At 57.7% G+C, this 22,679-nt stretch carries 16 protein-coding genes; 7 read left to right on the top strand and 9 right to left on the bottom strand.

Features of this window, described 5'->3' with window-relative positions:
* Nucleotides 1-166 precede the first annotated feature (166 nt).
* The 6 genes from ACTJKE_RS07185 to ACTJKE_RS07160 all read left to right on the top strand — a co-directional run bounded on the left by ACTJKE_RS07185 (nucleotide 167) and on the right by ACTJKE_RS07160 (nucleotide 6,707).
* A complete protein-coding gene (locus ACTJKE_RS07185) occupies nucleotides 167-1,939 on the top strand; it encodes a KAP family P-loop NTPase fold protein (RefSeq protein WP_440691572.1) in 1,773 nt (590 codons plus the stop codon).
* Nucleotides 1,939-2,697 (top strand): hypothetical protein, encoded by a 759-nt coding sequence (locus ACTJKE_RS07180; RefSeq protein WP_440691570.1) that lies wholly within the window; start codon nucleotides 1,939-1,941, stop codon nucleotides 2,695-2,697. Before ACTJKE_RS07185 ends, ACTJKE_RS07180 begins: the two co-directional genes overlap by 1 nt.
* The gene (qatC, locus tag ACTJKE_RS07175; protein WP_440691568.1) at nucleotides 2,690-4,012 is read left to right on the top strand and encodes a Qat anti-phage system QueC-like protein QatC; all 1,323 of its coding nucleotides are present in this window, start codon (nucleotides 2,690-2,692) and stop codon (nucleotides 4,010-4,012) included. Before ACTJKE_RS07180 ends, qatC begins: the two co-directional genes overlap by 8 nt.
* A complete protein-coding gene (gene qatD, locus ACTJKE_RS07170; protein ID WP_440691566.1) occupies nucleotides 4,009-4,770 on the top strand; it encodes a Qat anti-phage system TatD family nuclease QatD in 762 nt (253 codons plus the stop codon). Before qatC ends, qatD begins: the two co-directional genes overlap by 4 nt.
* A 615-nt stretch (nucleotides 4,771-5,385) precedes the next feature.
* Complete coding sequence (locus ACTJKE_RS07165; protein ID WP_440691564.1) at nucleotides 5,386-6,033, top strand: hypothetical protein; 648 nt, start codon at nucleotides 5,386-5,388, stop codon at nucleotides 6,031-6,033.
* Between the two features lie 11 nt (nucleotides 6,034-6,044).
* The gene (locus tag ACTJKE_RS07160; protein ID WP_440691562.1) at nucleotides 6,045-6,707 is read left to right on the top strand and encodes a hypothetical protein; all 663 of its coding nucleotides are present in this window, start codon (nucleotides 6,045-6,047) and stop codon (nucleotides 6,705-6,707) included.
* 407 nt (nucleotides 6,708-7,114) lie between these two features.
* Here the strand turns inward: ACTJKE_RS07160 and ACTJKE_RS07155 are convergent, their stop codons facing one another.
* The gene (locus ACTJKE_RS07155) at nucleotides 7,115-7,525 is read right to left on the bottom strand and encodes a hypothetical protein (protein ID WP_440691627.1); all 411 of its coding nucleotides are present in this window, start codon (nucleotides 7,523-7,525) and stop codon (nucleotides 7,115-7,117) included.
* A gap of 312 nt (nucleotides 7,526-7,837) precedes the next feature.
* Between ACTJKE_RS07155 and ACTJKE_RS07150 the strand changes: the two genes are divergently transcribed.
* Nucleotides 7,838-9,655: an endonuclease/exonuclease/phosphatase family protein gene (locus tag ACTJKE_RS07150; protein WP_440691560.1), complete on the top strand. Its 1,818-nt coding sequence runs from the start codon at nucleotides 7,838-7,840 to the stop codon at nucleotides 9,653-9,655.
* 54 nt (nucleotides 9,656-9,709) lie between these two features.
* Here the strand turns inward: ACTJKE_RS07150 and ACTJKE_RS07145 are convergent, their stop codons facing one another.
* The 8 genes from ACTJKE_RS07145 to ACTJKE_RS07110 form a co-directional block, all read right to left on the bottom strand.
* Complete coding sequence (locus ACTJKE_RS07145) at nucleotides 9,710-10,618, bottom strand: hypothetical protein (protein ID WP_440691558.1); 909 nt, start codon at nucleotides 10,616-10,618, stop codon at nucleotides 9,710-9,712.
* Between the two features lie 141 nt (nucleotides 10,619-10,759).
* Entirely contained in the window at nucleotides 10,760-12,112 is a 1,353-nt protein-coding gene (locus tag ACTJKE_RS07140; RefSeq protein ID WP_440691556.1) for a hypothetical protein, read from the bottom strand.
* A gap of 209 nt (nucleotides 12,113-12,321) precedes the next feature.
* On the bottom strand, nucleotides 12,322-15,822 hold the full coding sequence (locus tag ACTJKE_RS07135; protein ID WP_440691554.1) for an AAA family ATPase: 3,501 nt from the start codon (nucleotides 15,820-15,822) through the stop codon (nucleotides 12,322-12,324).
* Nucleotides 15,822-17,084: a metallophosphoesterase family protein gene (locus ACTJKE_RS07130; protein ID WP_440691552.1), complete on the bottom strand. Its 1,263-nt coding sequence runs from the start codon at nucleotides 17,082-17,084 to the stop codon at nucleotides 15,822-15,824. Before ACTJKE_RS07130 ends, ACTJKE_RS07135 begins: the two co-directional genes overlap by 1 nt.
* A gap of 105 nt (nucleotides 17,085-17,189) precedes the next feature.
* Nucleotides 17,190-18,125, bottom strand: a complete 936-nt coding sequence (locus tag ACTJKE_RS07125) for an AAA family ATPase (protein ID WP_440691550.1) — start codon at nucleotides 18,123-18,125, stop codon at nucleotides 17,190-17,192.
* Nucleotides 18,126-19,235: 1,110 nt separating this feature from the next.
* Nucleotides 19,236-20,003 carry a metallophosphoesterase gene (locus ACTJKE_RS07120; RefSeq protein WP_440691548.1) on the bottom strand — a complete coding sequence of 256 codons (768 nt, stop codon included), beginning with the start codon at nucleotides 20,001-20,003 and terminating at the stop codon, nucleotides 19,236-19,238.
* Nucleotides 20,000-21,910 carry an AAA family ATPase gene (locus tag ACTJKE_RS07115; protein WP_440691546.1) on the bottom strand — a complete coding sequence of 637 codons (1,911 nt, stop codon included), beginning with the start codon at nucleotides 21,908-21,910 and terminating at the stop codon, nucleotides 20,000-20,002. The genes ACTJKE_RS07120 and ACTJKE_RS07115 overlap by 4 nt, the downstream gene beginning before the upstream one ends.
* Nucleotides 21,911-21,949: 39 nt before the next feature.
* The gene (locus ACTJKE_RS07110) at nucleotides 21,950-22,564 is read right to left on the bottom strand and encodes a hypothetical protein (RefSeq protein ID WP_058326386.1); all 615 of its coding nucleotides are present in this window, start codon (nucleotides 22,562-22,564) and stop codon (nucleotides 21,950-21,952) included.
* Between the last annotated feature and the right edge of the window lie 115 nt (nucleotides 22,565-22,679).

The following is a 22,679-nucleotide window of genomic DNA, read 5'->3' as shown; positions in this document are numbered from 1 at the left end:
TGTACTATCGCCACTTCCCCGTCCGGGGCGTGTTCGCGATTTGCAGAGCTCAGCTCCAGTTGCCAGCGTCGTTTGCAACTGACCGAGCGATAGATATTTTTAGTTGTCATTTCACTTGACCTCCCGTCTCGGTGGATCCTATCTCTCCAAAGAGGGCGAGGGAAACATGTGGGCCGATAGCGAAAGCCAAATAGATTATCTGAACTACTCCGAAGTCTCGGAGATGATATGCGATATGGTGTGCGACGACACCCTGCTACCGATATCACTTGGTGTCTACGGCACCTGGGGCGTGGGCAAATCAAGCATTTTACAGCTGATTGGTAAGCAGCTGGAGGCGGATAGGCGCAACCTTGTCGTACCGTTCGACGCTTGGCTTTACCAAGATTTCGACGAGGCGAAATCGGCCTTGATGACGGTCATCGCGAAATCGGTGTACGAAGCCGCCCCGGAGACGCTGAAGGAAAAAGCTGCCGGCTTTTATCGCCGCGTCAACAAGCTGAAAGTGCTGGGAATTGCAGCCGACGTTGGCGCGCTCCTTGCCGGCGTGCCGACTTTAGGAATGTTTACGAAAGCCGCTGGCGCTGCAGGCGACATATGGGACGGCAAGTCAGATGAGGAAGACATCGCTGCGGTCAAGGACGCGGCGGCCGAAGTCGAGAAGCGAACGACGGGCATCCTCAAACCCAAAGAGAAGCGGAACGCGCCCGAGGAAATCGTAGCGTTTCGGCAAGACTTCAGCGAGCTGTTATCAAAACTCGACCGTCGTCTGGTTGTCTTCGTAGACAATCTGGATCGATGCCTTCCGTCAAACGCGATCTCCACGCTCGAAGCCATGCGGCTCTTTCTCTTTTTACCCAGTACCGCGTTTATCGTTGCCGCCGACGAAGACATGATCCGGTTGGCGGTAGCAAAGCATTTCAAGGACCCGGGCGATCGCCACATCACGGACTACCTTGACAAGCTGATCCAGGTGCCGTTGCGCGTTCCGAAGCTCGGTCTGCAAGAAGTCAGAGCGTATCTGTTTATGCTGGCGGCAGCCAGGTCCGATGTGGACCTTAGCAAGGTGGAGGATCTCAGGAGGTTCCTAATCGGGAAACTCCGTCGCAGCTGGTCCGACGAACCTCCGTTCGACGTCGACCAGGCGGCGGCTAGGCTCTGCATCACTGAGGACCACGAGCTACGTCGAACGCTCGGCACGATGGACAGGTTGGCAGACCTCCTTGCCCATTCGAACCAGGTAAACGGCAACCCTCGGATCGTGAAGCGCTTGCTTAACGTCGTCCGGATGCGAGCTTCTGTTGCGAGGCGTCGAGGCATGGCGCTGGACGAATCGATCATTGCGAAGCTCGCCCTCTTTGAAAGGTGCACAGGAGAGGACGCCATCCGGACTCTGAATGCGATGATTAGTGCCGCGCCTGTGGGTAAAGCTCCGTTGCTGAGCGAACTGGAGTCGATCACGGATACCGTCCCTCCTGATCGCCTTCCGAAGGATTGGCAAAAGCATGCGGATTTCGTTTCGGACTGGCTAAAGCTGGATCCGCCCCTTGGTGGAGTGGACCTACGCCCGGCCGTCTATCTTTCGAGGGAGACGATGCCTGTGAGGGTCTCAATTCAGCGTCTCAGCGAAAAGACCCGAAAGGCGATCGAAATTCTTCTCAAGACTGCGATTGCAACTTCTCCGGCATCCAAAGCTGCCGTCGACGACATCGACCCATCCGAAGTCGGAGAGGCTATGGACGAAATCATAGCCGCTATGAAGAGAAACCCGGATTGGAGCAAGCTGCGCCCGGATTTCCGCGGCGCGCACCTTCTCGCCACGAAAGACAAGATTGCCCATGACAAGCTGGTCGGCCTCATAAAGAGCCTGCCTAAAACCCCCAGGTGGATGGCGACCATGATGAAGGCGGACAACAAGATCGCGGGGAGCGAAGGCTGATGGGCACCTCCTCTTCGTCCAGAGGCTCTGGCTCGAACCAACCAATGGTGCCGCCCTGGGCTGACGACCAACCCGGTGCGGCCGTGCCGCCGACACCCCCAAAACGCTTTCAGGCATTCAGAACCTCCTTCGGAAAGTTTCTCAAGAGCGGCGACGGCGCTGACCTCCGTAAATCGCTCGGACACTACGCGCGGACCTCGACCGGAGGAAGCACGGTCGGTCCCAGACGTTTTGGCTCCGTCTACACGTCGGGCGGTGATCTCTACGACGTTCTGAAATCCCTCGGAGGAGACGGAGGCGAGGCAGCGGAGCGAGGCCTGCCGAAGGAAGCTCTCGCCGGCCAGCCGCTTGACGTCGTCTGCCAAAGATTGGCCGAGACACTGGCGCCGGAGAACGGCGACAGCGACAGGATACGGACGGCCATCGACGAAGCGATGCTCGAGGTCTTGGGCGAAGGAGACTTCGACCCTGATCGTCTGGATGGAGAGACCATTAACAGGATTCTCGGCGAATACCTCTCCCAGTCGATTTTTCAAGAGATCGTCGAAGAGGTCGGCGGATCGTGGGCAAATGCGCCTGACGAGCAGCGGACACCGGAGGCAGAGGGAGAGTTGCTCGAGGTCATCCGTGTCGTGATCGAAAAGAATCTGGGGCCCAGACTGGCCGACGCCAAAGATATCACGAGAGCGGACATCCACCGATTTATGCGGGAGTCCATCCACGAAGTCTGGCAGGAATGGGAAAGCTTCGATGAATAAGCTCATTTTCCACATCGACGAGACCAACATTCCGGCGACCGACGTTGCCGGCGCGGCACATGTATTCCTGTACGGGGCTCGGCCGCCGCGACTAGGAACTGGATCGATCGGGCGGCGGCTGCAATCGGCTGTCAGGCGACTTGGCGTGGTCACTGATCCTGCGACGTTCGACTTCCTGTCCATTGCATTGGCGGTCATCGCTGCCGACACTTTCGTCAACCGTGAGACTTGGTCCGCAAACGGCTGGACCCGCGAGCTTCATTTGGATGTTCCTCTCGCCCGACCGCGAGTTTGGCAGGACGTCGCCTCCGATCTCGAAAGGGCGTTGAACTTCCTCAGTGGCGATCGCTGGACGCTTTCCTTCAGGGATCAGGGATTGGAGCCGCCGACAAAGGAAGCAGTACTGAAACACTATCGTTCGCACATTGCCATTGGCTCCGCCGACTGCGCGTGCCTCTTCTCGGGTGGCTTGGATAGCCTTATCGGCGCTCGTCAGCTTGCCGATGCCGGTCGCACGCCGTTACTCGTAAGCCACTCTTATCGTGGTGACCAAAGCTACCAGAAGTACCTCGCGCCGCGCCTCGGAAGGAAACTCCCTCGCTTTGCGGCTAACGCGAACCCGGTCTTCGGTGGCGAGAACAAAAGCGACACGACAATGCGAACGCGGAGCTTCGGCTTCTTGGCGTTCGGCGCGGTCGCCGCTGGCGCGGTGCTGGCAAAAAAGCCATCTGCCGGGGCCGTGGACCTGTTCGTCCCCGAGAATGGGTTCATCGCTCTCAACGCACCGCTAACAAGACGTCGGATCGGCTCCCACAGCACCCGCACAACTCACCCGAACTTCCTGTCACAGGTGCAATCGATGCTCGACAAGGTAGGCCTCGGCGTCCGGCTGCAGAATCCGTACCGTCATATGACAAAGGGCGAGATGCTGTCCGAGATGCTGCCGAACGACGATTTCGCGCACGCTGCAGTTTCGACTGTTTCTTGCGGCAAGTGGAAACGCAAAAGCCAACAATGCGGCCACTGCGTTCCGTGCCTGATCAGGCGGGCCGCGTTCGCCAAGGCCGGAGTTGATGACACGACGTCCTATCAGTACCCTGACTTAGACGCACTGTGGGATCGTCCCGACATCCGTGACGACGTCATGGCGATGCTCGTGGCGACGGCCCGTGACGAACGCGGTCTCAGACACCGCGCCATCGGCAGTGGACCCTTGCCTCTTGATCCTTTAGAACGCGCCAACTGGTTCGGCGTCCACAAGCGTGGACTCGAGGAGGTCGCAACCTATCTGGCCGGCCAAGGATTCGGGACGTGATCGACTTTCATTGCCATTTGGACCTGTTTCCCTCGCCGGAGCGCACCGCCGACGAGATCGACCGTGCAGGGACATATGTGCTTTCGGTTACGAACACGCCTAAGGCATTCCCGAAGACTGCACAGATTTCCAAAGGTCGGAAACGGATCAGGACGGCGCTGGGTCTGCATCCGCAACTCGTTTCGGAACGGCACGGCGAGATCGGGCTGTTCCGAAGGTTGCTTGGAGAGACCCGGTATGTCGGCGAAATCGGAATTGACGGCGGCGACGACTACGCGAAACATATCAACCTGCAGAAGCAGGTCTTCGACGAACTCCTCTGTGCATGCGCTTCGGTTGGTGGCCGCGTCATGTCGATTCATAGCAGGCACGCGAGTGGCGAGGTAATCGAGGCGCTGACAAAAAGACCCGAATCCGGGGTGGCAATACTGCACTGGTTTTCGGGCCCGATATCGCACGCTGAAAGAGCTGTCGACATTGGGGCGTGGTTTTCTGTAGGGCTTCCAATGCTCAGGAGCAGACGGGCGGCGTCGCTCATCAAGAAGCTCCCCAGAGAGAGGATATTGACTGAAACCGATGCGCCGTTCGCGTCCACACCGGGAGAGCACTATCCGACGGCGGCTGTGTCGGAAACTCTGACCGCACTGTCCCAGCATTGGGATTGTGACTACGCTGAGACAAGCAGGCAACTTCATTCCAACCTGAGTGCGCTCGTTGCGAGAGCCGCGGTTTTCAGGCTTGGGAATGGCGTGGACTGATTGTCCCGATCGAACGCGGTATCGGCTCGTCCCCGCTGCCGGCGAGCCACGTTCGCAATGAGGTTGCCGCCGACCTGTGTACGGTAACCGGGTGGCCGTCTTGCAATCGCCATCCAGCGGACCAAGTTGTACGGTATCCGGAAGCGGGAGGCAGGCAGCTGTGGATTGCTCGGACAGTTTCGAAATTAGGTGCGCGAAATGCGGCCACATGAACGATTATCCTTTCGCGACATGGAGATGAGAGAACTGATCCAATGCGCAGCCTGCGGCATTGTCCGAAGCATGGGGAGAAATGACCTGTTGGAGACATGCCGCGAAGCAACGAAGCTCACCCGTCAGCGGCTTAGCTGACTTTTTTCGCGGCTGAAGGCTTTCGGAGGCGCGCCAGCAATCCGCCGATGGTAGTATTTCCATCCAGTTGTTACCTTCCCCGCATGATGGCGACCATCGCAGCCTCGAGTTGCGTGACAACCCTCACTTGTTTTTGGCTCGCCATTGCGCCAACTATAGCGCGATCAATCATTCGGGGAATCAATGTTACAGGCGATAGTCAGCGGAAAAGCGGGGCGGCTTCCCGCGAGCGAAGACCCGATGAGCTGGCGGACAGCGTTTCGCATGTCTGAGGACCTGCTTACCGCCTCGGTGTTCGGCCGCCTCGCCTACCTCGACGGCGCCATGCTGTGGCGGATTCTACGGCGAACCTTCGGTTCTGGGCTGCCGGAGTTCCGTGTGGCCGAATTGAACCAAATCACGTTCTGGCCCACCTGGGCCGAAAGTGGCGAGACGAACGGCACGGTCGAGCCGGACGTGTTCCTGGACTTCAAACTTGGCGATCCCGCAATATCGCTACGGGTGATCGTAGAAGCGAAGTTCGGCACCTATCCGACTCAATATGCGGGCCAATGGGTCCGGCAATGGACGGCATATCACGAAGCCACCGGTGATGACGGAAACCGCGTCTTCCTGGCCGCCATTGGAGGTCTGGGCAAGAATGTCGAGGTTACCGTGGAAAAGATTGTCACGGAAATCGCTGCATCGGGGCACGATATCGAAGTGGTGGCGGCCGGCTGGGACCGTCTCTTGACCGCCATCGAAGAAGAACGAGCGAAGCCGATGGACGGTTCGGCGGACAGAATCCTCGATGACATCGTAACCGCCCTCGGCCTAGCCGGTTATCAACACCTCCGGCTTCTGGGCAGCATGCCTCACCACTCCCGCCCCTGGAACCCGATCGCGAACGAGTCGCTCAGAAATTTCAAGTGAAGGTCACGCCAATGTCCCTCGATGAACGCGCATTGTCAGCGTCTCTTGTCGACGTCCGCCATGCATATCGCCTCTTATGGGATTTTCAAAGGAGATGCCTCGACACTCTGAAATGCGTAGCACAGGAGTTCCCCGAACTGGAATTCTATCAGTGGCAGAACAATTTGGCGGGCACTGTTCCACTTGCGCGCTCAAATCTTCTCGATACCTGGGCGTGGACGTTTTTGCCGTTTTACAACATTTCCGTTCTCTACACCCGAAGTGGTGAGGGACGCGCTCATCCAAAGGTCGATGACTGGTTGCTCGAGGTCAGGATAGTCGCCGATACAGGTTGGGATCTTGCTGACCAACGCATCGAGCCCGACCCTTCTCGGTTCGTTGCCGTGGAAAATACCGAGAGCAAACTATCTATCATGGCTTTCAAATGCGTCGGTGAGGTCGACCCCAAGAGCAATTGGTTCCACCATGTGTGGGGCAATGCGTCCTGGCCAGAAAACGAGATGGACCCTGACGAACATGGTGTTTCATACTTTGCGGAGGAACCGCTCGTCGCTTGCCAGATAGACGCTCCGCTGTCGAGCTTGACGACAAAGGAAACCGTCAGGGCGCTTTGCGAGCGCGCCAAGCAAGTGATTTCCGACAAGCTGTCGATCACATTTGACGTCACCACGTGACCGGCCCATGCTCCACATTACCCGGTTCTAATTCCAGTTGGATGACTATCCAGTCGACCGGGATATCCATTTCGGCCATGTGGAGAACGGAGTCGACGACCGAAGGAGCAAGCTTCCCTCGGTTTTCGCGGTCCAGCCGCGCGGAGTCGGGCAGCATATCGTCCGCCCTGTAGCTGCACAGCTTACTGGGACTTTCGACGAAGACGTCACGCCTTCTGTGTACATGGGTCGAAATACAGTCTCTGGTCGGACGACAGCACCGACTTTCTCGAAGCAAGTACAAGCCGGTCTGGTACCGTTGAGCTCGTCTCCCTCTTCAAGTTTGGGGTGCAATAGCAGCCGCTCAGAGGACGTGATCCCCCGTAAGGTCGCAGTACCCACGGGTAAGCCGAACCGGGAAGACCTGTTCAACGGTAAATGTCGAGCGTCCGGTTTCGGTGGTTCGGATGGGTGCTGTAAACGAAGATGCGATTGAGATCGCGATCAGTCAGCAGGCGGAGAAAACGCGCCTCAATGACGTTGTTGGCGTGGACGCGCTTCATCAGGCAGCCAACCATCTGGATGCGGGCGCTCGGGATATCCAGATAGAAATTCTGAGGCAACCGAAACTGGGTCGCGATACCGAGGACGGCACCGCTCTTGGACAGCTTGAGGATTTCGCATCGGCGGGAACTCAGCTGCGTCATGCCCTTTTCGGCAAACTCGATGCGGGCTTCGTTTCGCGTATCCTCCATCGGAAAGCTCGCTTCCCGGTCGTACATGAAGGATTCTTCCTTGTTCAGGAAATGCTGCTGCATAACAGGTGCCGCGCCTCTCATTGGCATGCCTTTCGTATCCAATTTTGGCACACATTAGCGGCGCTGAATTAACAGAGGGTTTGACGCCGACACCATGCCCTTGGGACGACGTTAGGGACCGCTTCGCTGCGCTCCGAAGACCTCCACGGTTGCCGCAGTCTCCTCGCAGTCTTCGAAGCAGGAATCCGCGCAGCAGAATGGGCGTTCAATCTTCGCAAGGGTGTCCGCGGGAGGATCGGCGGGGAACAACACACCACTTCAAATTGATCGTCATTGTGTTTTTACACGCATATGAGCATATACTACTCCACCGAGACACGGCGGGGGGACGCGATGGTTTATCTCGATCACATGAGAGGTTTGATGATTGCCGCTTTGGCGGTGTCAACCAACGCTTCGGCCGCGTGGGCGGCTGACACTCCCATTGCCACCATTCAAGGCGCCGACCACAAGACCACGCTCCCCACGAACGTCGATGTCACCATCAGCGGGGTTGTGACGGGGCATTTTGGAAAAGGCTTCTTCGTCCAGTCAAGCCAACCAGACGGCGATGCCGCGACATCGGACGCCATCTTTGTTTTCCCTGGAAACTCACCGATATTCGCCATTCCGAAGCGCGGAGACACCGTTCGGGTCACTGGCAAACCGGACGAGTTCCAGCCATTCCCCGAGCCACCGATTTTTCCAACACGCAAAGTGGCAGTCTGCGGCACCACCGAGATCAATGAAGTGCAGAGCGATGATCGGAAGACGTTCCTGCCGATCACTCAGTTACGGTCTGTGACTGCATTTGAGGTGACGGGCACAGCCGACCTCCCGACCCCTATCGATTTCAATCCGCCCGGATCAACGAACGACATCGCTTTTGCCGATACCCCGAATACGCCTTTTGATCCCGTGAAGCATCCTCGGGACTATTTCGAATCCTTGGAAGGAATGCGCGTCGTCATCCGCGACGCGATAGTCGTGTCACGCAAGGAGCCGCAATGGGACAATTTTTGGGTCGTTCCGGCAGCAGCTTTGGGCATCGACGAAAAGTCTGCTTATGGGCTCCCGCTTGGGAAGCCCGGCCACATCTTCCCGGAGATCATCTCTGTTCACAAAGCCAAGGGCCAGCCGCCATTTGCGCCTTCGGTCGGGACGCATCTGGGCGATCTGACCGGGATAATGTCCTATGAGAACGGCGTCTACATGGTAGTCCTGGACGAGTTGATTGATGTTTCGTCCCTGCCGGCGCCTGACGTCATCGAGGTCCCCGCCCCCACCTTTGGCGAAGGCATCCGCATAGCCACGTACAACGCCGAAAACATGTCGATAGCATCCGACGGTGCAACGGAAAAATTCAAGAGGATCGCGGGCCAGATCACTGGTGACCTCAACTCCCCGTCAGTTATCGGACTGCAGGAAGTACAAGACGACGATGGGGAGGGCGCGACATCAGCGACCTCTGCGCAATTGACGATCAAGGCACTAATCGACGCGATCGGGGCAGCAGGCGGCCCCGGCTATAAGGCGGTTGCCCTGGATCCCGTTCTTCCCAACACCGACGGCGGTGCGCCGGGTGGGAACATACGGACAGTTTTCCTTGTCCGGGACGATGCGGGCTTGACCATCAAGACCTCCGAGCGATTGTTCGATACCGACGATCGCTGCGACCGAGACGCCAATCCATTCGCCAGCGCCCGCAAACCCCTGCTGCTCGAGGCCGCCATCGGTGACAGCCGATACGTTTTCGTGAACCTGCACCTGTCGTCGAAGCTCGGAGACGACGGCCTCTACACCAACGCTGAAGACCCCAAACCCGCAAGCACTGCAGGTCGCAAGCGACAGGCAGAGCGCTTGGTGGCCGAACTGGAACGGAGGTACAGTGCCGACCGCCCAACCATTATTCTGATGGGAGACTTCAACGACCACGCAGATGCAGAAGCACTGGCCCCGTTCCGCAACAGCAGCCTGGGCTTCACGTTCCTTCGTGACCATCGCGGAGAAGCCTTTACAGCTTCGTACTCCTTCAATGGCCTACGAGAAGCCATCGACCATTTCGTCGTGAGCGGGGCGCCCAATCAATCCGCAGCAACCTACATGAATCTTAATGCTGATGCACAAGATCAGGTCAGCGACCACAACCCGGTGGTTCTGGAAATCAAGTAGCAGAGAACCGCCTCTGGGTTCTGGCACGGCGACGGTCGCCACGGCTTGACCGAGCTATCGGGAGAGCGCCTGCGCCAAGATGCCCTCGTGCACGAGGTGTGGGCCGCGGCCTTCAGCTCGTAGTTCCATGGCCCGCATGATCTTCAATCCCTCGTGGCTGTGCCGCCAGTCTCGTGAAGCCTCCGCCGCGACACAGAGATAATGAGTGTTCCGGCAGACACTGCTTTTGAACTCCCCTCCCCGGTCTGCAATCATCCCTTGGATCGCCTTTCTGGGGCCGAGCGTGAACTTCCCGGTCAACACGAACATCCGTTGGTCAAAGATTAGGACGTTGTGGTCAGCGAGTGCGCCATCCAGGACGCCGACATTTCCGAAGGTGGCGATTCCAGTATCAGTGGCGCTGTCACCGACCAGGTGAGTAATCCAACTGCAGATATCGTCAGATTCTTCGTGCGTGATCCTCCCGTCGGCTATTGATCGCTGCGCCGCGTTTCTGAGGTTGATTACCCGCTGGTCGGTTTGGATTCTGGGGTAGCTACCCAGTTTCGATAGCAACTTCTCCACCTCTTCGGCGGTAATGCGGTTGTCACAGGCAATACCAGCACAGAAGCCATAGAGTTCGTTGATCTCGTCCTTTTCGCTCTCGATGACAAAGTCTCGGGAACGCATGACGACGATATTCTCGATGATATCGTGTATTTCCCTTGGCTCGTTCTTCCATATCCGGAGATCCTCGATGAGTTCATACGCATCGGGATCATGTAGGAGGGTCAGAAAATTTTCGGCCTCAACTTGCAGGGGCGCGTATTCGGCGGTTTCGACTTTATCGCTGGCCAGAATCCCCTTGAGAAATCCGAGCCAATAGGCGAGCGCCTTTCTCGTGTTCGATCTTGCGTGAATTCGACCGAGCGTCGCTCCTTCGTGCTCGAGTGCATTTTTCCCCGCACGCACTGTGTCGACCATAGTAGCCCCCGTAAGATCAGCTGTTATGCAACTTAGCAGTGAAAGGGCCGAGTCGCGAGCGCCGACGGACCACCATGCGAGGCTTGATCAGTGGCCTCTTCCCTCGTAGTCGCTGGGCGAACTTCAGGCACGAAAGACCGATTATGTCGCGTTCACAGTAGAGCCGTTTCGCCGTGCACGGGATTGCTTTCGGCGCATTGCCCGAGTTTCTTTAAATCGATCGTCAGGATAAATCACCGGACATCCATGCCGCTTTTCCACGACATCCTTCCCTCTCCACACACCTTGGTACAGGTCCTTTAAACCAAGTATCGCCTCTTGGGTCTGATGTGAAAAAATCGCTCCACATTCTAGCAGCTCTCTGCTGATACGAAGGAGGCCGTTCTCAATCGTCCCGTCGCGGGACAGCGATGGCGCGTAAAGACCTAACATCTTGGGCATCGTAAACCAGGTCGCTTGCTGCATGGCTGGATGCCCGATGGGATCGTGAGCGGTGAAGCGTTCGATGTAACCCCACGAACGGTTGAACTGCTTCCGGATAGGCACGAGGAGCACATATTTCGCCCGGGAATGCTCGATCGAAATCTTTCGACCAAACGCATGATCGAGATCGAAGCGCCCTCTATTCTCTACATCGTAATCAAAACCGTGGGCCTGCATCGCGGCTTGGCGAAACAAAGGAGCATAGCCCCGATGATCTAAGGCTGCGTTGACCCATACCTCGAGAAGCCCATTTTTGGTTATCGCACCGAAACCATCGAGATGTCCGTCATCGAGATGTTCGTCGACGTGGTTGACACTGTCGGCACGAAGGGACGTTTTCTTCCGTCGCCGAGTGCTAAGGTCGTAGCGTTTTGCATAGCCGTTTCGAAAACGTGCCTTCAGATCAGCGACACTGAACACCCCTGTGAAGGCAGTATCATTGACGTCACTCGTCCACCGACGAATGAGTGCAGACCGTGTGTTCGCAACGTAGTCATCGAGCGACATGCCGTTGGGGCTCGGTATCGAGAAAACGGGTGGTGCTGGGATGACCCGTTCGGGCAAGGCCACCGAATGGGTTGAAGGCTCCCCAGTAAGGTCAAGAAACTGGGCTTCCGCGATTTCCTCGCCAGAAATCCCGTGCCCCCATAGGGAGGTAACAGCATCCTCTACGCTATCGGCGACGACAGTAACTGCGAAACACGCAAGATAGAAAGCTTCCCGCGCGAACTGGCCTGAAACAAAGTCAACGACATCCGGAAATACGACAAGCGTATCGCCATCGTCACGACGTTTTGCCGCGTAGTGTTCGTCTCGAAACCAAACCGAGCATTGCTGGGGGGTCTCAGGGTATGGCGGGTCGCGAAGCCTTACTGAGTAACATCCCCGCAGCCCCTGACATACGGAAAGCTCAGGTCCCGCAACTCCCTCGGGACGAACGATTACTGTTTTGCGGTAGCGCAGAGTTGCACGTCGAATATCGGAGATGTTGGTTATTTTGATGATCGGCAAAGGCTTGACTCGGTGGTGGAGGCCATTCCCTACAACCAGAGTGAAAACGAACTGTTGACAGCACGGCCAAAAAAATCGCTCCGATCTTGGAAGCGAAAGCTCGCGGCGATTACTTGGGAGCGTTCTGCGTTGGCCTAGTGCATCTCCAAGGCACAGACTGTAGCAGCTATCAAAGCGCCCAACGCGACGATCGAAGCGCGTTTCGGCCCCTATTCCGCCGCAACCACCCGCAGGGCACCTGCCCTTCCGACCTCATCGAGATCATGTAACCGAACGCTAGGGCAGACCTTCTTCGCGATGTGAGTGAGATGCTTGTGGTGGGTGAAGTAGATTACCTGGCCGTGCATCCCCATTTCGGCGAAGAGACGAAACGCTTCTTCCGCACGGAAATCGTCGAAGGTCTCCATGATGTCGTCGGCAATGAACGGCACCGCCGTCCGCCTGGCAACGAACTCGTGATAACCAGCTACACGCAGCGCCAGATACAACTGAGAGCGTGTTCCATCGGACAGTTCGTTCGCTGCCTTCGACCCACCACCGGCAGATACCGCGATAAGCACGTCGCCGTCTTTCCCAGGCTGGGCGGCGACGCCATCGTAGGCTCCCCGACTTATGGTCCTGAAGGCTTCGGAAGCCCGGGCCATCATGCCGCTTCGATGGCGGTCTCTGTATAGCTTCAGACCGTGCTCGGCCGCGGCTACGCCGGCGCGCAGTTCCATGTAACGACGGGCGCTTTCTTCAATTTCGAGAAGGATAGTCCTGCGCTGCTCGTCCAAAGCCGCTACCTTCTCGTCGCCGCCGATCGCATCCAAGGCATCCCGCGCTTTCGAAAGGGCGTGAAAGTGGTCCCGGTACCGTACGTCCTGGTCCTCAAACACGGGTGCAAGTCTCGCAAGCTCGTCCTCAAGAGCCGCCCGATCGATCCCATCGGTAAGTTCTTCGACTTCAGACATCGCCTTTACGCCGGCGATTTGAACAAGCTCAAGCTCTGTCTCGGAAATAGAAGTTTCCAGATCACGACGCTGTGACGCGAGGTCCATGCAGGCCTCGACTTCGCCAAGCGAGGTGACACCGAAGAACTCCGTCATTTCGGCAACGCGCGCCACAAGGAGTTCCTGCTCGACCTTCATGTCGTGCTGCTTCTGCTCAACTTCTTCGAGATCAAGCAACAGCTTATCACGTCTGTCCGCATGTAGGCCGGCGGCTTTAATTTTGTCATGGATCGCCTGGAACAGCGTCAGAGGCGCCTCGTCGATCGACACGCCGAGCCTCCCTGCTAGCTCGTGCATCTTCGCTTCGAAGAGCGCCTTGTCCTGCTTCATCTTCTCTACACGATCAACCAAGCCTTCCCTGGTCGTCACCGCCGACCCGAGTTGCTCGAGGACGGACAGGACTTCGGTAACGGCCCCGACATCCGGAACGTCGCCAAGCTCGTGCAGCCAGGATCCGGCACAGACAGACTGCCATTGCAACCGCCACGCTTCCGAGGCCTTGTGGGCTTGCTCAAGGAGTCTGGTGCGCTCGACGACATCTTCCCTAAGCCGTCGCACATGCTCGGCCGCGCTGGCTGCAGCATGATAGGCGTCCAACGCCTCCTCGGCGGCAACGACAAGAATATTATAGTCGGCGGACGGATTGAAGGTCAGGTCGGCATGTCCAAGCGCGGCGACCAACGACCGCTTCGCCAGCTCGATATGGTCACGGATGTCAGCGATTTCCGCGTCTATGGTCGCGAGTTCGCCTCTGGCTTTGAGCGCATGGTCTCGCTTGCGAAGCCAATCCTCGAGCTCCCAAGGATCGTAGACGGCTCCAACTCCAAACGTCAGCTCACCAAGTGATTGCTGGATTTCCGCCAGAACGGCCGCATTACCCGCGCCCGCGTTTTCCTGCACCTTCTGCTGGCTTAGAATATCCGCGCCCACGGAAGCGCGGCGCAGAAGGAGTTGATTTAACCTACCTACCTCCCCGAAGTGCATGAGGCGCTGCGCGACCACTCGATCGTCAACCCGCATCGCTTCGACGAAGGCATCGGCTGTAACGGCGTTCAAAGCCTGACGGTGCAACGTCCAGGCCACTTCGCGGGCCGCCCGGGTGGCGACCGCACCTGCTTCATCGATGCTTCCTGTCTGCTCGCGGAGGCTTTCGATTTCCGCGTCGAGACGGCGCGCCTCGGGCTCGAGACGCTCGAGTTCGGTTCGCGAGGCCCGGTGTTGCTCTTCGGCCACCGAGAAGCGGGACTTCCAGCCTTCCAGCCGCGTGTTCGGCGGCTGCGGCAAGGATCCCAAATCTTCGGCGGTTCCTTGCCATGGGCGAAGAGCTGCCAACGCCTCGGAGAGACCTGCCATAGCGGCATCGCGACGGCGTGCCAGCGAGCGAAGCGCGATATCTTGGTCGGATTTCGGCGCTGCTTTGACGACGGCCTGAAGCGCGTCAAAGGTCTTCCTCCGGTCGGGAGAGGCGTAGAGGTCGGCGTCGACGCCCTCACTTTCACGCGCAAGCGAGCGCTCGACCTTATCCAGTTCGCCTTGAGCCGCAACGAGCTTTTCATCGACACCGGATTTGGCACCGACCAGCGATCTCAAGGTGCCTACGGTCGCCGCGTCGAGGAGAAGGCGCTCCGGATTGGCTTCTTCCGACCTGCCCAGCTGCAGTAGCAGACCCTCGATCGACAAATCGTCCGCCCGACCCGCGAGCTTTGGTATATCTTTGTCCGCGGTCTGGTAACGAGCTCGAAGTTCCGAAAGGTCATCGATCTGCGATGCCGCCTCCAAGGCTGCAGCATCCACGACGATCCGCGAAATCTCCTCTTCGACGATCCGCACCGAGTTCGACGCGTCCTGCAGCTTCACCCGCACCTCGATTTCCTGCCGCCTGAGCTCTGGTAACTCCCGGCGCCAGGCAGCCGACGGTTCGCGGACGATTTCAAGCTCGCCAAGTCGGCTCCTAAGCGTCGCAAGCCGTGCCATGACAGGCAGAGCGTTCAGGATACGCTTGATCTCGTCGACCCGCCGTTGCGTACCTGCCCTTGCGTCGATGGCGTCATTGTAAAGGCGTGTCAGCCGATCGCGATCGCTTACAAGGCGCTGGTGCTCGCTTGCTTGGAGGTCAAAGGTATCACGCTGCTGCTTCAACTCGACGAGCCGCGCTTTCAACTCCCCGAGCACACCGCTTTTGGCACGGTACTTGTAGAAGCCATCCGCGTCGGCTCGGATCGATGTCAACTGCCTGCTCAGGTCGGAGAGTCCCGCGCTAGCTGCGAAAAGTAGCTCGCCGAGGTTGCCCTTGCTCGCGAGGATCGCCTCACCGCCTTTCACCAGACTTTCATTATCGAGCGAAAACATCGTCTTGAAGGCATCGCGGTCGATGCCTCCGAGATCGGCGCAAATGTCCGCGTCCGGCACAGGACGCTCCATGTCGTCGAGGAGGCTGTTCTGGGGTCGCTTGATCCGGACGAGTTCGCGGTCTTCCCCTCCGACGTTGATACTCGCTCCAATGCGCATTGTCGGGTACGGGTGCAGGAAGGCGTACCTGCTGGTGGACCCAATGCCGAAGACGAGGTCGAGGATCGCGTCAAAGGTCGTCGATTTTCCGGCCTCGTTGGGACCGTAGATGAGATGAAGGTCTGGCGAGCCGCTTGGTCGGGGTCCGAAGTCCAGAACACCATCCGTGAATTTGCCGTAGCGAGCAAGATCCAGACGATTGATCCGCATTATTCCCCCTGCCCTCCGCGCAGCCGAGCCACGACATCCGCGGATCCCTCGCGAGCGTAATCGCCCATGAGATTTCGGAATGAGGCCTCATCCGCTCCGAAGATATCCCTCAGTTCGGCTGGCAGCTGGCCGCGAAGCTCTTCCGCGATCGCGGTGAGTTCCTGTTTGTAGGCAGTAGAGGTCAGAACGTCGCCGTCAATGATGGACGACAGCTCTGCAAGTGCGCCTCCGCTGCGGTCCGTTCCCGGCTCCATGCATGCGGTCTGCATCTTGTCGATCCAGACGTCTCCGATCATCGCGCCACGCGTCTCCATCTCAGTTCTCAGGAGATCCAAGTCGCGCCGAATACGCCATGCCAGCGGGTTAGCCCCGTGCAGCTGGATGCGAGCCACGAGATGGTTGGCATTGACCGTCGACCGCAGGGTTTCGAGTTGCCTCGAGACCTGGCCGACCAATTCGTTCCAATCGCTCGCCTCCGACACGTCGACGTGCAGCCTTTCGAACTGCGCTACACTGGTGTGCCGTTCCTCGATCGTAACCGTGCGGTCGTCCTCGATCGTAACCAAGGAGACTGACTTGGGACCGTCCTCGTTGATGTCGCGCCCCTGGGGCATGCCGGGCATTACAATGGCCGAAGACGCGTCCGCGACAACCGACCGTTTATGAATATGCCCGAGCGCCCAATACTGGAATCCGCTCTGCTGCAAGTCTGCGACGCTGCAAGGTGCGTACAGATCGTGCTTTTCCGATCCCCCGAGGCTCGTATGCATGATGCCAATGTTGACCGCATCCGGGATTGGCAGCGCGTAGTGGCGGAGTAGGCTCTGCGGAGCGTGTGGCTTCGCAAAGCTCAGTCCATGGATCGCGACTGAGAAATGGCCACCACCCCGATCTACAGCCACCGCCTCGGAGGTCGCGCCGAATACCTTCACCGATTCCGGCATGACAAGTTCGGACGTGATCCTGGACAAGGCGTCGTGGTTGCCTCGAATGATAAATGTCCGGATGCCGGCGACGTGGAGACGATGAAGCTGCTCTGCAAGAAAGCGGGCCGTCTTCATCGACGTCTGATCGCCGTCGTAAAGATCGCCGGCGAGAACGAGAGCGTCGACCTGCTCTTCTAGGCATAGGTCGATTATGCGGACGAAGGCACGCCTGGTAGCCAAACCGATAAGATCTGAGAGCTCAGGATTGCGCAGAGCAAGCGTCTTTAAAGGTGAATCCAGGTGAACATCAGCGGTATGCAGGAAGCGATAAGCCAAATGAGTCCCTCTTGCATTGACCCGATTTCATACAACACCCGCTGATTCGGCGCGATAGAGAATTCGTGTTTTGTTCCGGTTTCCACAAGACCAAATCGGCGTTGATCATCTCGGCACACACCCTCCCCGCGCGAAGTAGGGATAGTGGTCGCCAGGCGCTCGCATGCGGTTCGCGGCCATCCGCAAGTGCTCAATAGTAATGCGGTCCGCATCCTCATGGATGGCCATCAGCCCAGCCCGCTGGACCAGATCCATTACCAATCCAATTTTTCCGGCGCTGTAACGGTGCAAATCCTTCGCCAATGTCTCAATCCCGGCCCGAGAAGCAAACGGCAGCCGGTCGTCGATCCTGTCGAGTAACAAGCGGAACATCTCGAATTCCGTACCGCTATCACCGAATAGTTTCACGGTATCATGGTAGAATTGACCATGGCGCATAGCGGTCTCGTAGATCGCGCAATGCAGACACTCCTCGCCAACCAATAGGATGTTGAACAACTTTGCCCGTGCCATCTCGTCAATGAACGCTCGAAACTCGGCAAACTGGTCTCGTCGGCGATTGCAGAGCAGGCAGTGCGCATCATCGATTATCAGCAGCTCCGTCTTAGCTGAGGAGGCAAGACACAAGATGACGTGCTCAGTCAATTCGTGGCCGCTGAGCCCGGGGACAGAGCAAGCACCGGCAAGAGAACACAGCCGGATTGCCGCCAACCGCAAATCCATGTTCTCGGTCGCCTCGAAGTAGATGATCGGCTGGCTCTTGTGCTCATAACCGCCGTCCTTTTGGAGCGACGCGTAGTAACGGCAGATCATGCTCTTGCCCGAGCGGCTCTCACCGAGCAGCCCGCCAATGCGACCGGAATCGTGCGCAGCACCGCCTGTTGGCCTATGGAAGCTCTCGATGAACGACACGCCGTTTTTGAAGATCGGATATCGATAGAGAAGTGTATTAATCAACTCCTGGCGCTTTTCTTTCGGCAGCGCAGATACGGCAATGCGTTCCTCGGGCGTTTTGAGCGGATCGGCATGAAATTTCGTCATCTCGCTACTCGCATCAAATAGGACACCGTTCGCGCACCGTTTCGGAACGCGTTCGAGTGGTCAGATTTTCGTTGAAGGAGCCGGTCGGCTCGATGGCCGTTTGTCAGGCGCGCGGATGCACTGGCGATATGTACGGCACTTTGTCTGTAAATTGTAGCGAGAAGGAGAGAATGGGCTCCATGGCAACCACCTTACGAAGCAGAACTAGCGAGTGGGACTTGAGACCTATCGCAGCCTCGCAGCGAGGTCATCGCGTTGAGGCGTCATTTTGAATCCGGCCCGCCTTGCGCAAGGACCTGTCCAGCAGGCACTTTGGGCGAGTTTGGGATGAACTTGATTTCGAAGACGCCGTCAGAATCAGATATGCATTGGGTACGGCCCGCCTTGGCCCCAGCAAGAACTTCGGCGAAGCGGTTTTCCGCTTCCGCCTTCTCCCAAACCTGAGCCGGCTCAAACAACCTGCACACCTCTGTTCTTCAATTATTGCCCAACAGTACTCGATTCCGTGCGAGAACAAAACTCGCTGCTAGCCGCCAGGTTACGGGTTCAAGCCTTCAAATTTCCCTCAACGCGTACCAAGAAACGTGCTCCTTGCCTGGCAAAAAACCGCGGCATCCGAATGCAGGGTCTTCCATTTCTCGCAGCAATCTGTGAGTGAACTCACAAGGCCCATACCCGTCACCAATCACAACGCACGGCATATGTTAGGGGTTAGTGGTACGCGAGACAGCAGGGGAATTACAAGCATTCAGAGATGTCCGAATTCAACACGGGTTGCAGCAACACTCCGAAGGTGTTCCCACTACCCGCTGTCGGTATCGGCAGACCCCACCTTGCCGTCTGGTCCCCGCTCATCGCGAGACAGCCTCTTCCGCCGCTTGAGTTCGACATGGTCTACTCCCGGTCCGATGACGATGCGACGGCCCAAAGGGCAGAAATCCGGCCCCAGTCCGGCGCCAAACGATTCGGAGGCATTCACTGAATCCGTCGGAATTTCGTCAGGCATTTGACACCCCTGCGAGCACCCTATCCAGAAGTCGCGCTTCTTTTTGGCGAATTCCGAAATAGAATAAAACATAATAACCTGTAAGTTATCTCCGCTGTCTCACCTTATATATCAACAACGAAAGACGGATCGAATCCGGTTTTCTCTCCGGGATAGCCCCTCGGGTTCGAAACGACTCTGGTCTTGCCGATTTCATAATTCGCCCTTTGATGGACGTGTCCGTGTACCCACATCGCCGGCCCCTGCTGAACGATCATATCATCCAGCTCCGATGCATAGCAGGCGCTCAGTGGATCCCCGCTGAATGTTGGGGGGATTGATCTAACCGACGGCGCATGATGGGTGACGACCACAGTTTTGTGGGCATACGCAGCACTCAGAGATGATGCAAGAAATGCCCGTGTCTCCTGATGCATTCGATAGGCATGGATTGGTTTGAACTTCCGATAAGGCTGCTTCGAATACTTGATCTTTCGGTAATCGTTCATGCCCGTCTGGGCAGCTGCCATCGCAATTTCCGGGTCCTTGCTAGAGAGACGGAAGTCAGTCCAGAGGGTTCCCCCAACAAAGTTCACGTTTCCGATGGCCACCACCTCGTTTTCGAGGAAATGGACATTCGGGTGTCTTTCAAGAAGCAGCCGTCCCTTCCGGATGCTTTCCTGAACAGAGTCGCCATAGTATTCATGGTTCCCAGCGACAAATACGACCGGGATCGAAGGAGCAATCTTGGCCCCGAGCCATTCGATACTCGGGACGATCCCCTTAGTAAGGAGATCGCCAGCGCAGATCAGAATGTCGGCGTCACGTGGCGGCGAAACGGAGAAGGCCTCGCCGAACTCCAGATGCAAGTCGGAAACGATCCAAGCCTTCATAGTGCGCCGTCGTCCAGCCGCGGCGGCAGTGAGCAAACCTTTCGCACGTCTTCGGCCGTCAATTCCAGTTGCTGCGACAACTGTGAAGCGAGGTTGTCCAGTGCGGCGCGTTTCGACAACAGGATTTCAGTCGCGGCATCGAGACCGGCTTGCAACCGTTTTTGCACCGCCCGTCGTAAAATGAGGTCGCCCCGGCGCAAATTTTCCAGGGGACGTCGCCCCGAACCCATCTCGGTCAGCAATTCGTCCCCGAAGCCGAAGCTCCGCTCCATCATGGTGGCGAAATCTGTGGCGACACAAAGATCGGCCCGGGGATCACCGCCAGCGGCAGCTGAATGTTCGCCGAACACGATCCGCTCGGCGGCCATACCGGCGAGAAAGATCGTGATGTGATCGGAGTAGAATTTCGCCGTCGCCAGCGCGGGGCTCTGGCTCCGAAACTCGGTCGCACCAATCCGCCGCCAACCGCTCGCTGCAGGCCTTTCGCCGTCGATTGAGACCTTGACGAGCGCGTGTGGCTGCAGCTCATTTCCAACGATCGCATGTCCGATCTCGTGAACCGCCAGACGAAACCGTTCTTCTTCAGTAGAGAGCACAGTCGGAGGGAGTGCAGTGTTCAGGTCTTCCTCCGTCACGCTTTTGCTGCCGGCCGCTCGGGCAATACGTCGCGCTTCTCGCGCAAGCTTCTCGATGTCTGCGCCCGACCATCCTTCCGACTTCCTGACAAACTCGGCGAGGTCGCCGAGGACGGCGTCAGGCAGATGATATCGAAGGATCGCCATCCGGCTTTCATTGTCCGGCAAGACAATGGAAACGACCTTGTCGATCCGTCCTGGTCTCAGCAGTGCCGGATCAATCGCATCGGGCTTGTTCGTTGCGCCGATGATCACGACGCCTTCGCGTCCGTCGATCGGATCGAGGCATTCCAGCAGCCCGTTGATGACTTGGCGTTTGTAGTCGTGGTGCTGATGGTCGACCCCGCTGTCGCGGTCGCCAAAGGAGTCAAACTCGTCGAGAAAGAGGATAGAAGGGCGTCGCTGAAAAGCTTCGGAAAAGGACTTCTGCATAGCCTTGAGCATGTCTCCGAGGTGTCCGCGAGCCTGCCACGACGCGGCCGAGGCATGGAGAAGTGGGACATCACAGCTATTCGCAAGAGCACGTGCAAACGTCGTCTTTCCGCTCCCTGGGGGACCGCTCAAAAGGATGCCACGGTCGACGTCAGACCAATCGATCCCACCGCGCTTCCATGCCCCGATATCCTTGGCAAGTTGCAGACCCCAAGCTTTTGCTTCACCGTAGCCTGCCAGTTCCTCAAGACGGACGTCGCTTCTGTCGCGACGTCTCGGAGTAGCATCTTCTGGCGCTGTCGCGACCTGCAACTGTCGGACAATACGCGCGACCGATCTCCCCGGCCGGATAGCCAGTCTAAGCTGCTGAAGGCCCTTAGTTGCCAGAAAATCGGATTCAGCTTCAGTCATTTGAAGACCGAGCTGCTGCGCCGCCGCGCGGAAGTGCCGCGCCGTGGGTGGCTTCAAGGCTACCCGGCAGTCGATCAGAATACCAAGGTCCGACGAGATCTCGGTTTCGTCAGTGCAGAACAAAATCGCTCGACGGACGTGATAGAACGTCGAAAGCAAGTCGGTGCTCGGCCGTGCAAAATCCGACGCCACATCAACAAAAGCAGTGCGCATTCCCGCGTCATCAAGGGCATTGGTGACATCCAGGAGCTGCCGAGCAGCGAACTGGTAAACCTCCAAATCGCTCGCATCCGGGACAGCAATTGCTGCGACAAAACGAGTGTCTGGTTTGCGAAGTAGATGCCGAATCGCGCTCTCAATTCCGAATGCCGCGACAACGGTAGCCAGGTTCGTCGGGAGAGTGTCCCGCTTTCTCAACTTGAATGTCATGATGAGCCTCGATGATAGGGGGAATGGCGAAGGGAAGGCTCAGGCCCGTATTCGCCTCACCATCGTTTCTGGACCGATCAGTCCATCGTCCAATTCCACCTCGACAAAACCGTGAAGGATCAACGAAGCAAGAGCGGCGACAGGTTGGGTTTCGTGGATGGCGCGAAGGCAATCCGCGAAAGGAAGCGATCCATGTTCCTCGAGGGCGGACAGAAGCCGCACCCGGTCTCCCAGCGAGGCATTGTGTCCGGAATATCGCAGCAAATCCTTCGCATTCCGCAAGCGGAAGCCGTCATAGATTTCGGAGCTATCGACCAATCTATAACGCCGGCCCTCTGCCAATGCGGCATCCAGAAGAACCTCCGGATTGCATGACAGCTTGCGATCCGGAGCGTCCAAGAGCCACGAGACGCCATCGGTATCTCGCATCCAGAAGTCCGGCACGTGTTCGCCGTGTCCGGTGACCAAGGGAAGCGGATTGCAAGCCCACGACGTTACGCTCGAATTCAGGTCCAGAATGCAAGCTAAGTCGCGCGCCATCTTCGACCTGTATTTGGCGAACGCCGGCCCCTTAACGGAAGGACGGTTTGTGGAAAACTGCGGGCGGGTGCCGATCGCACGCCGCGGCTGCTGTACATGATACTGGGATGCCATCTCTGACCTCTATACAAACCGAATGGACACCTCCGCTTCCGCGGTTGCGTTCAACGTATTCGTATCGGGAAAAGGTCGAGCTTGATCATGACATGGAACATATAGGGAACAAATA

The sequence above is a fragment of the Ensifer sp. 22521 genome (genome assembly GCF_052044795.1).
Classification (GTDB): Bacteria; Pseudomonadota; Alphaproteobacteria; order Rhizobiales; family Rhizobiaceae; genus Ensifer.
Note: the sequence above shows the minus strand (reverse complement) of the source record. Positions and strands in the feature narration are given on the sequence as shown.

Excerpts from the sequence above, each read along its gene's own strand:
- ACTJKE_RS07160 (WP_440691562.1), top strand. The coding sequence starts at position 6,045 with ATGTCCCTCGATGAACGCGCATTGTCAGCGTCTCTTGTCGACGTCCGC.
- ACTJKE_RS07115 (WP_440691546.1), bottom strand. The coding sequence starts at position 21,910 with ATGACATTCAAGTTGAGAAAGCGGGACACTCTCCCGACGAACCTGGCT.
- ACTJKE_RS07165 (WP_440691564.1), top strand. The coding sequence starts at position 5,386 with ATGTCTGAGGACCTGCTTACCGCCTCGGTGTTCGGCCGCCTCGCCTAC.
- ACTJKE_RS07180 (WP_440691570.1), top strand. The coding sequence starts at position 1,939 with ATGGGCACCTCCTCTTCGTCCAGAGGCTCTGGCTCGAACCAACCAATG.
- qatC (WP_440691568.1), top strand. The coding sequence starts at position 2,690 with ATGAATAAGCTCATTTTCCACATCGACGAGACCAACATTCCGGCGACC.
- ACTJKE_RS07120 (WP_440691548.1), bottom strand. The coding sequence starts at position 20,003 with ATGAAGGCTTGGATCGTTTCCGACTTGCATCTGGAGTTCGGCGAGGCC.
- ACTJKE_RS07125 (WP_440691550.1), bottom strand. The coding sequence starts at position 18,125 with ATGACGAAATTTCATGCCGATCCGCTCAAAACGCCCGAGGAACGCATT.
- ACTJKE_RS07110 (WP_058326386.1), bottom strand. The coding sequence starts at position 22,564 with ATGGCATCCCAGTATCATGTACAGCAGCCGCGGCGTGCGATCGGCACC.
- ACTJKE_RS07150 (WP_440691560.1), top strand. The coding sequence starts at position 7,838 with ATGGTTTATCTCGATCACATGAGAGGTTTGATGATTGCCGCTTTGGCG.
- ACTJKE_RS07185 (WP_440691572.1), top strand. The coding sequence starts at position 167 with ATGTGGGCCGATAGCGAAAGCCAAATAGATTATCTGAACTACTCCGAA.
- ACTJKE_RS07135 (WP_440691554.1), bottom strand. The coding sequence starts at position 15,822 with ATGCGGATCAATCGTCTGGATCTTGCTCGCTACGGCAAATTCACGGAT.
- ACTJKE_RS07145 (WP_440691558.1), bottom strand. The coding sequence starts at position 10,618 with ATGGTCGACACAGTGCGTGCGGGGAAAAATGCACTCGAGCACGAAGGA.
- ACTJKE_RS07155 (WP_440691627.1), bottom strand. The coding sequence starts at position 7,525 with ATGAGAGGCGCGGCACCTGTTATGCAGCAGCATTTCCTGAACAAGGAA.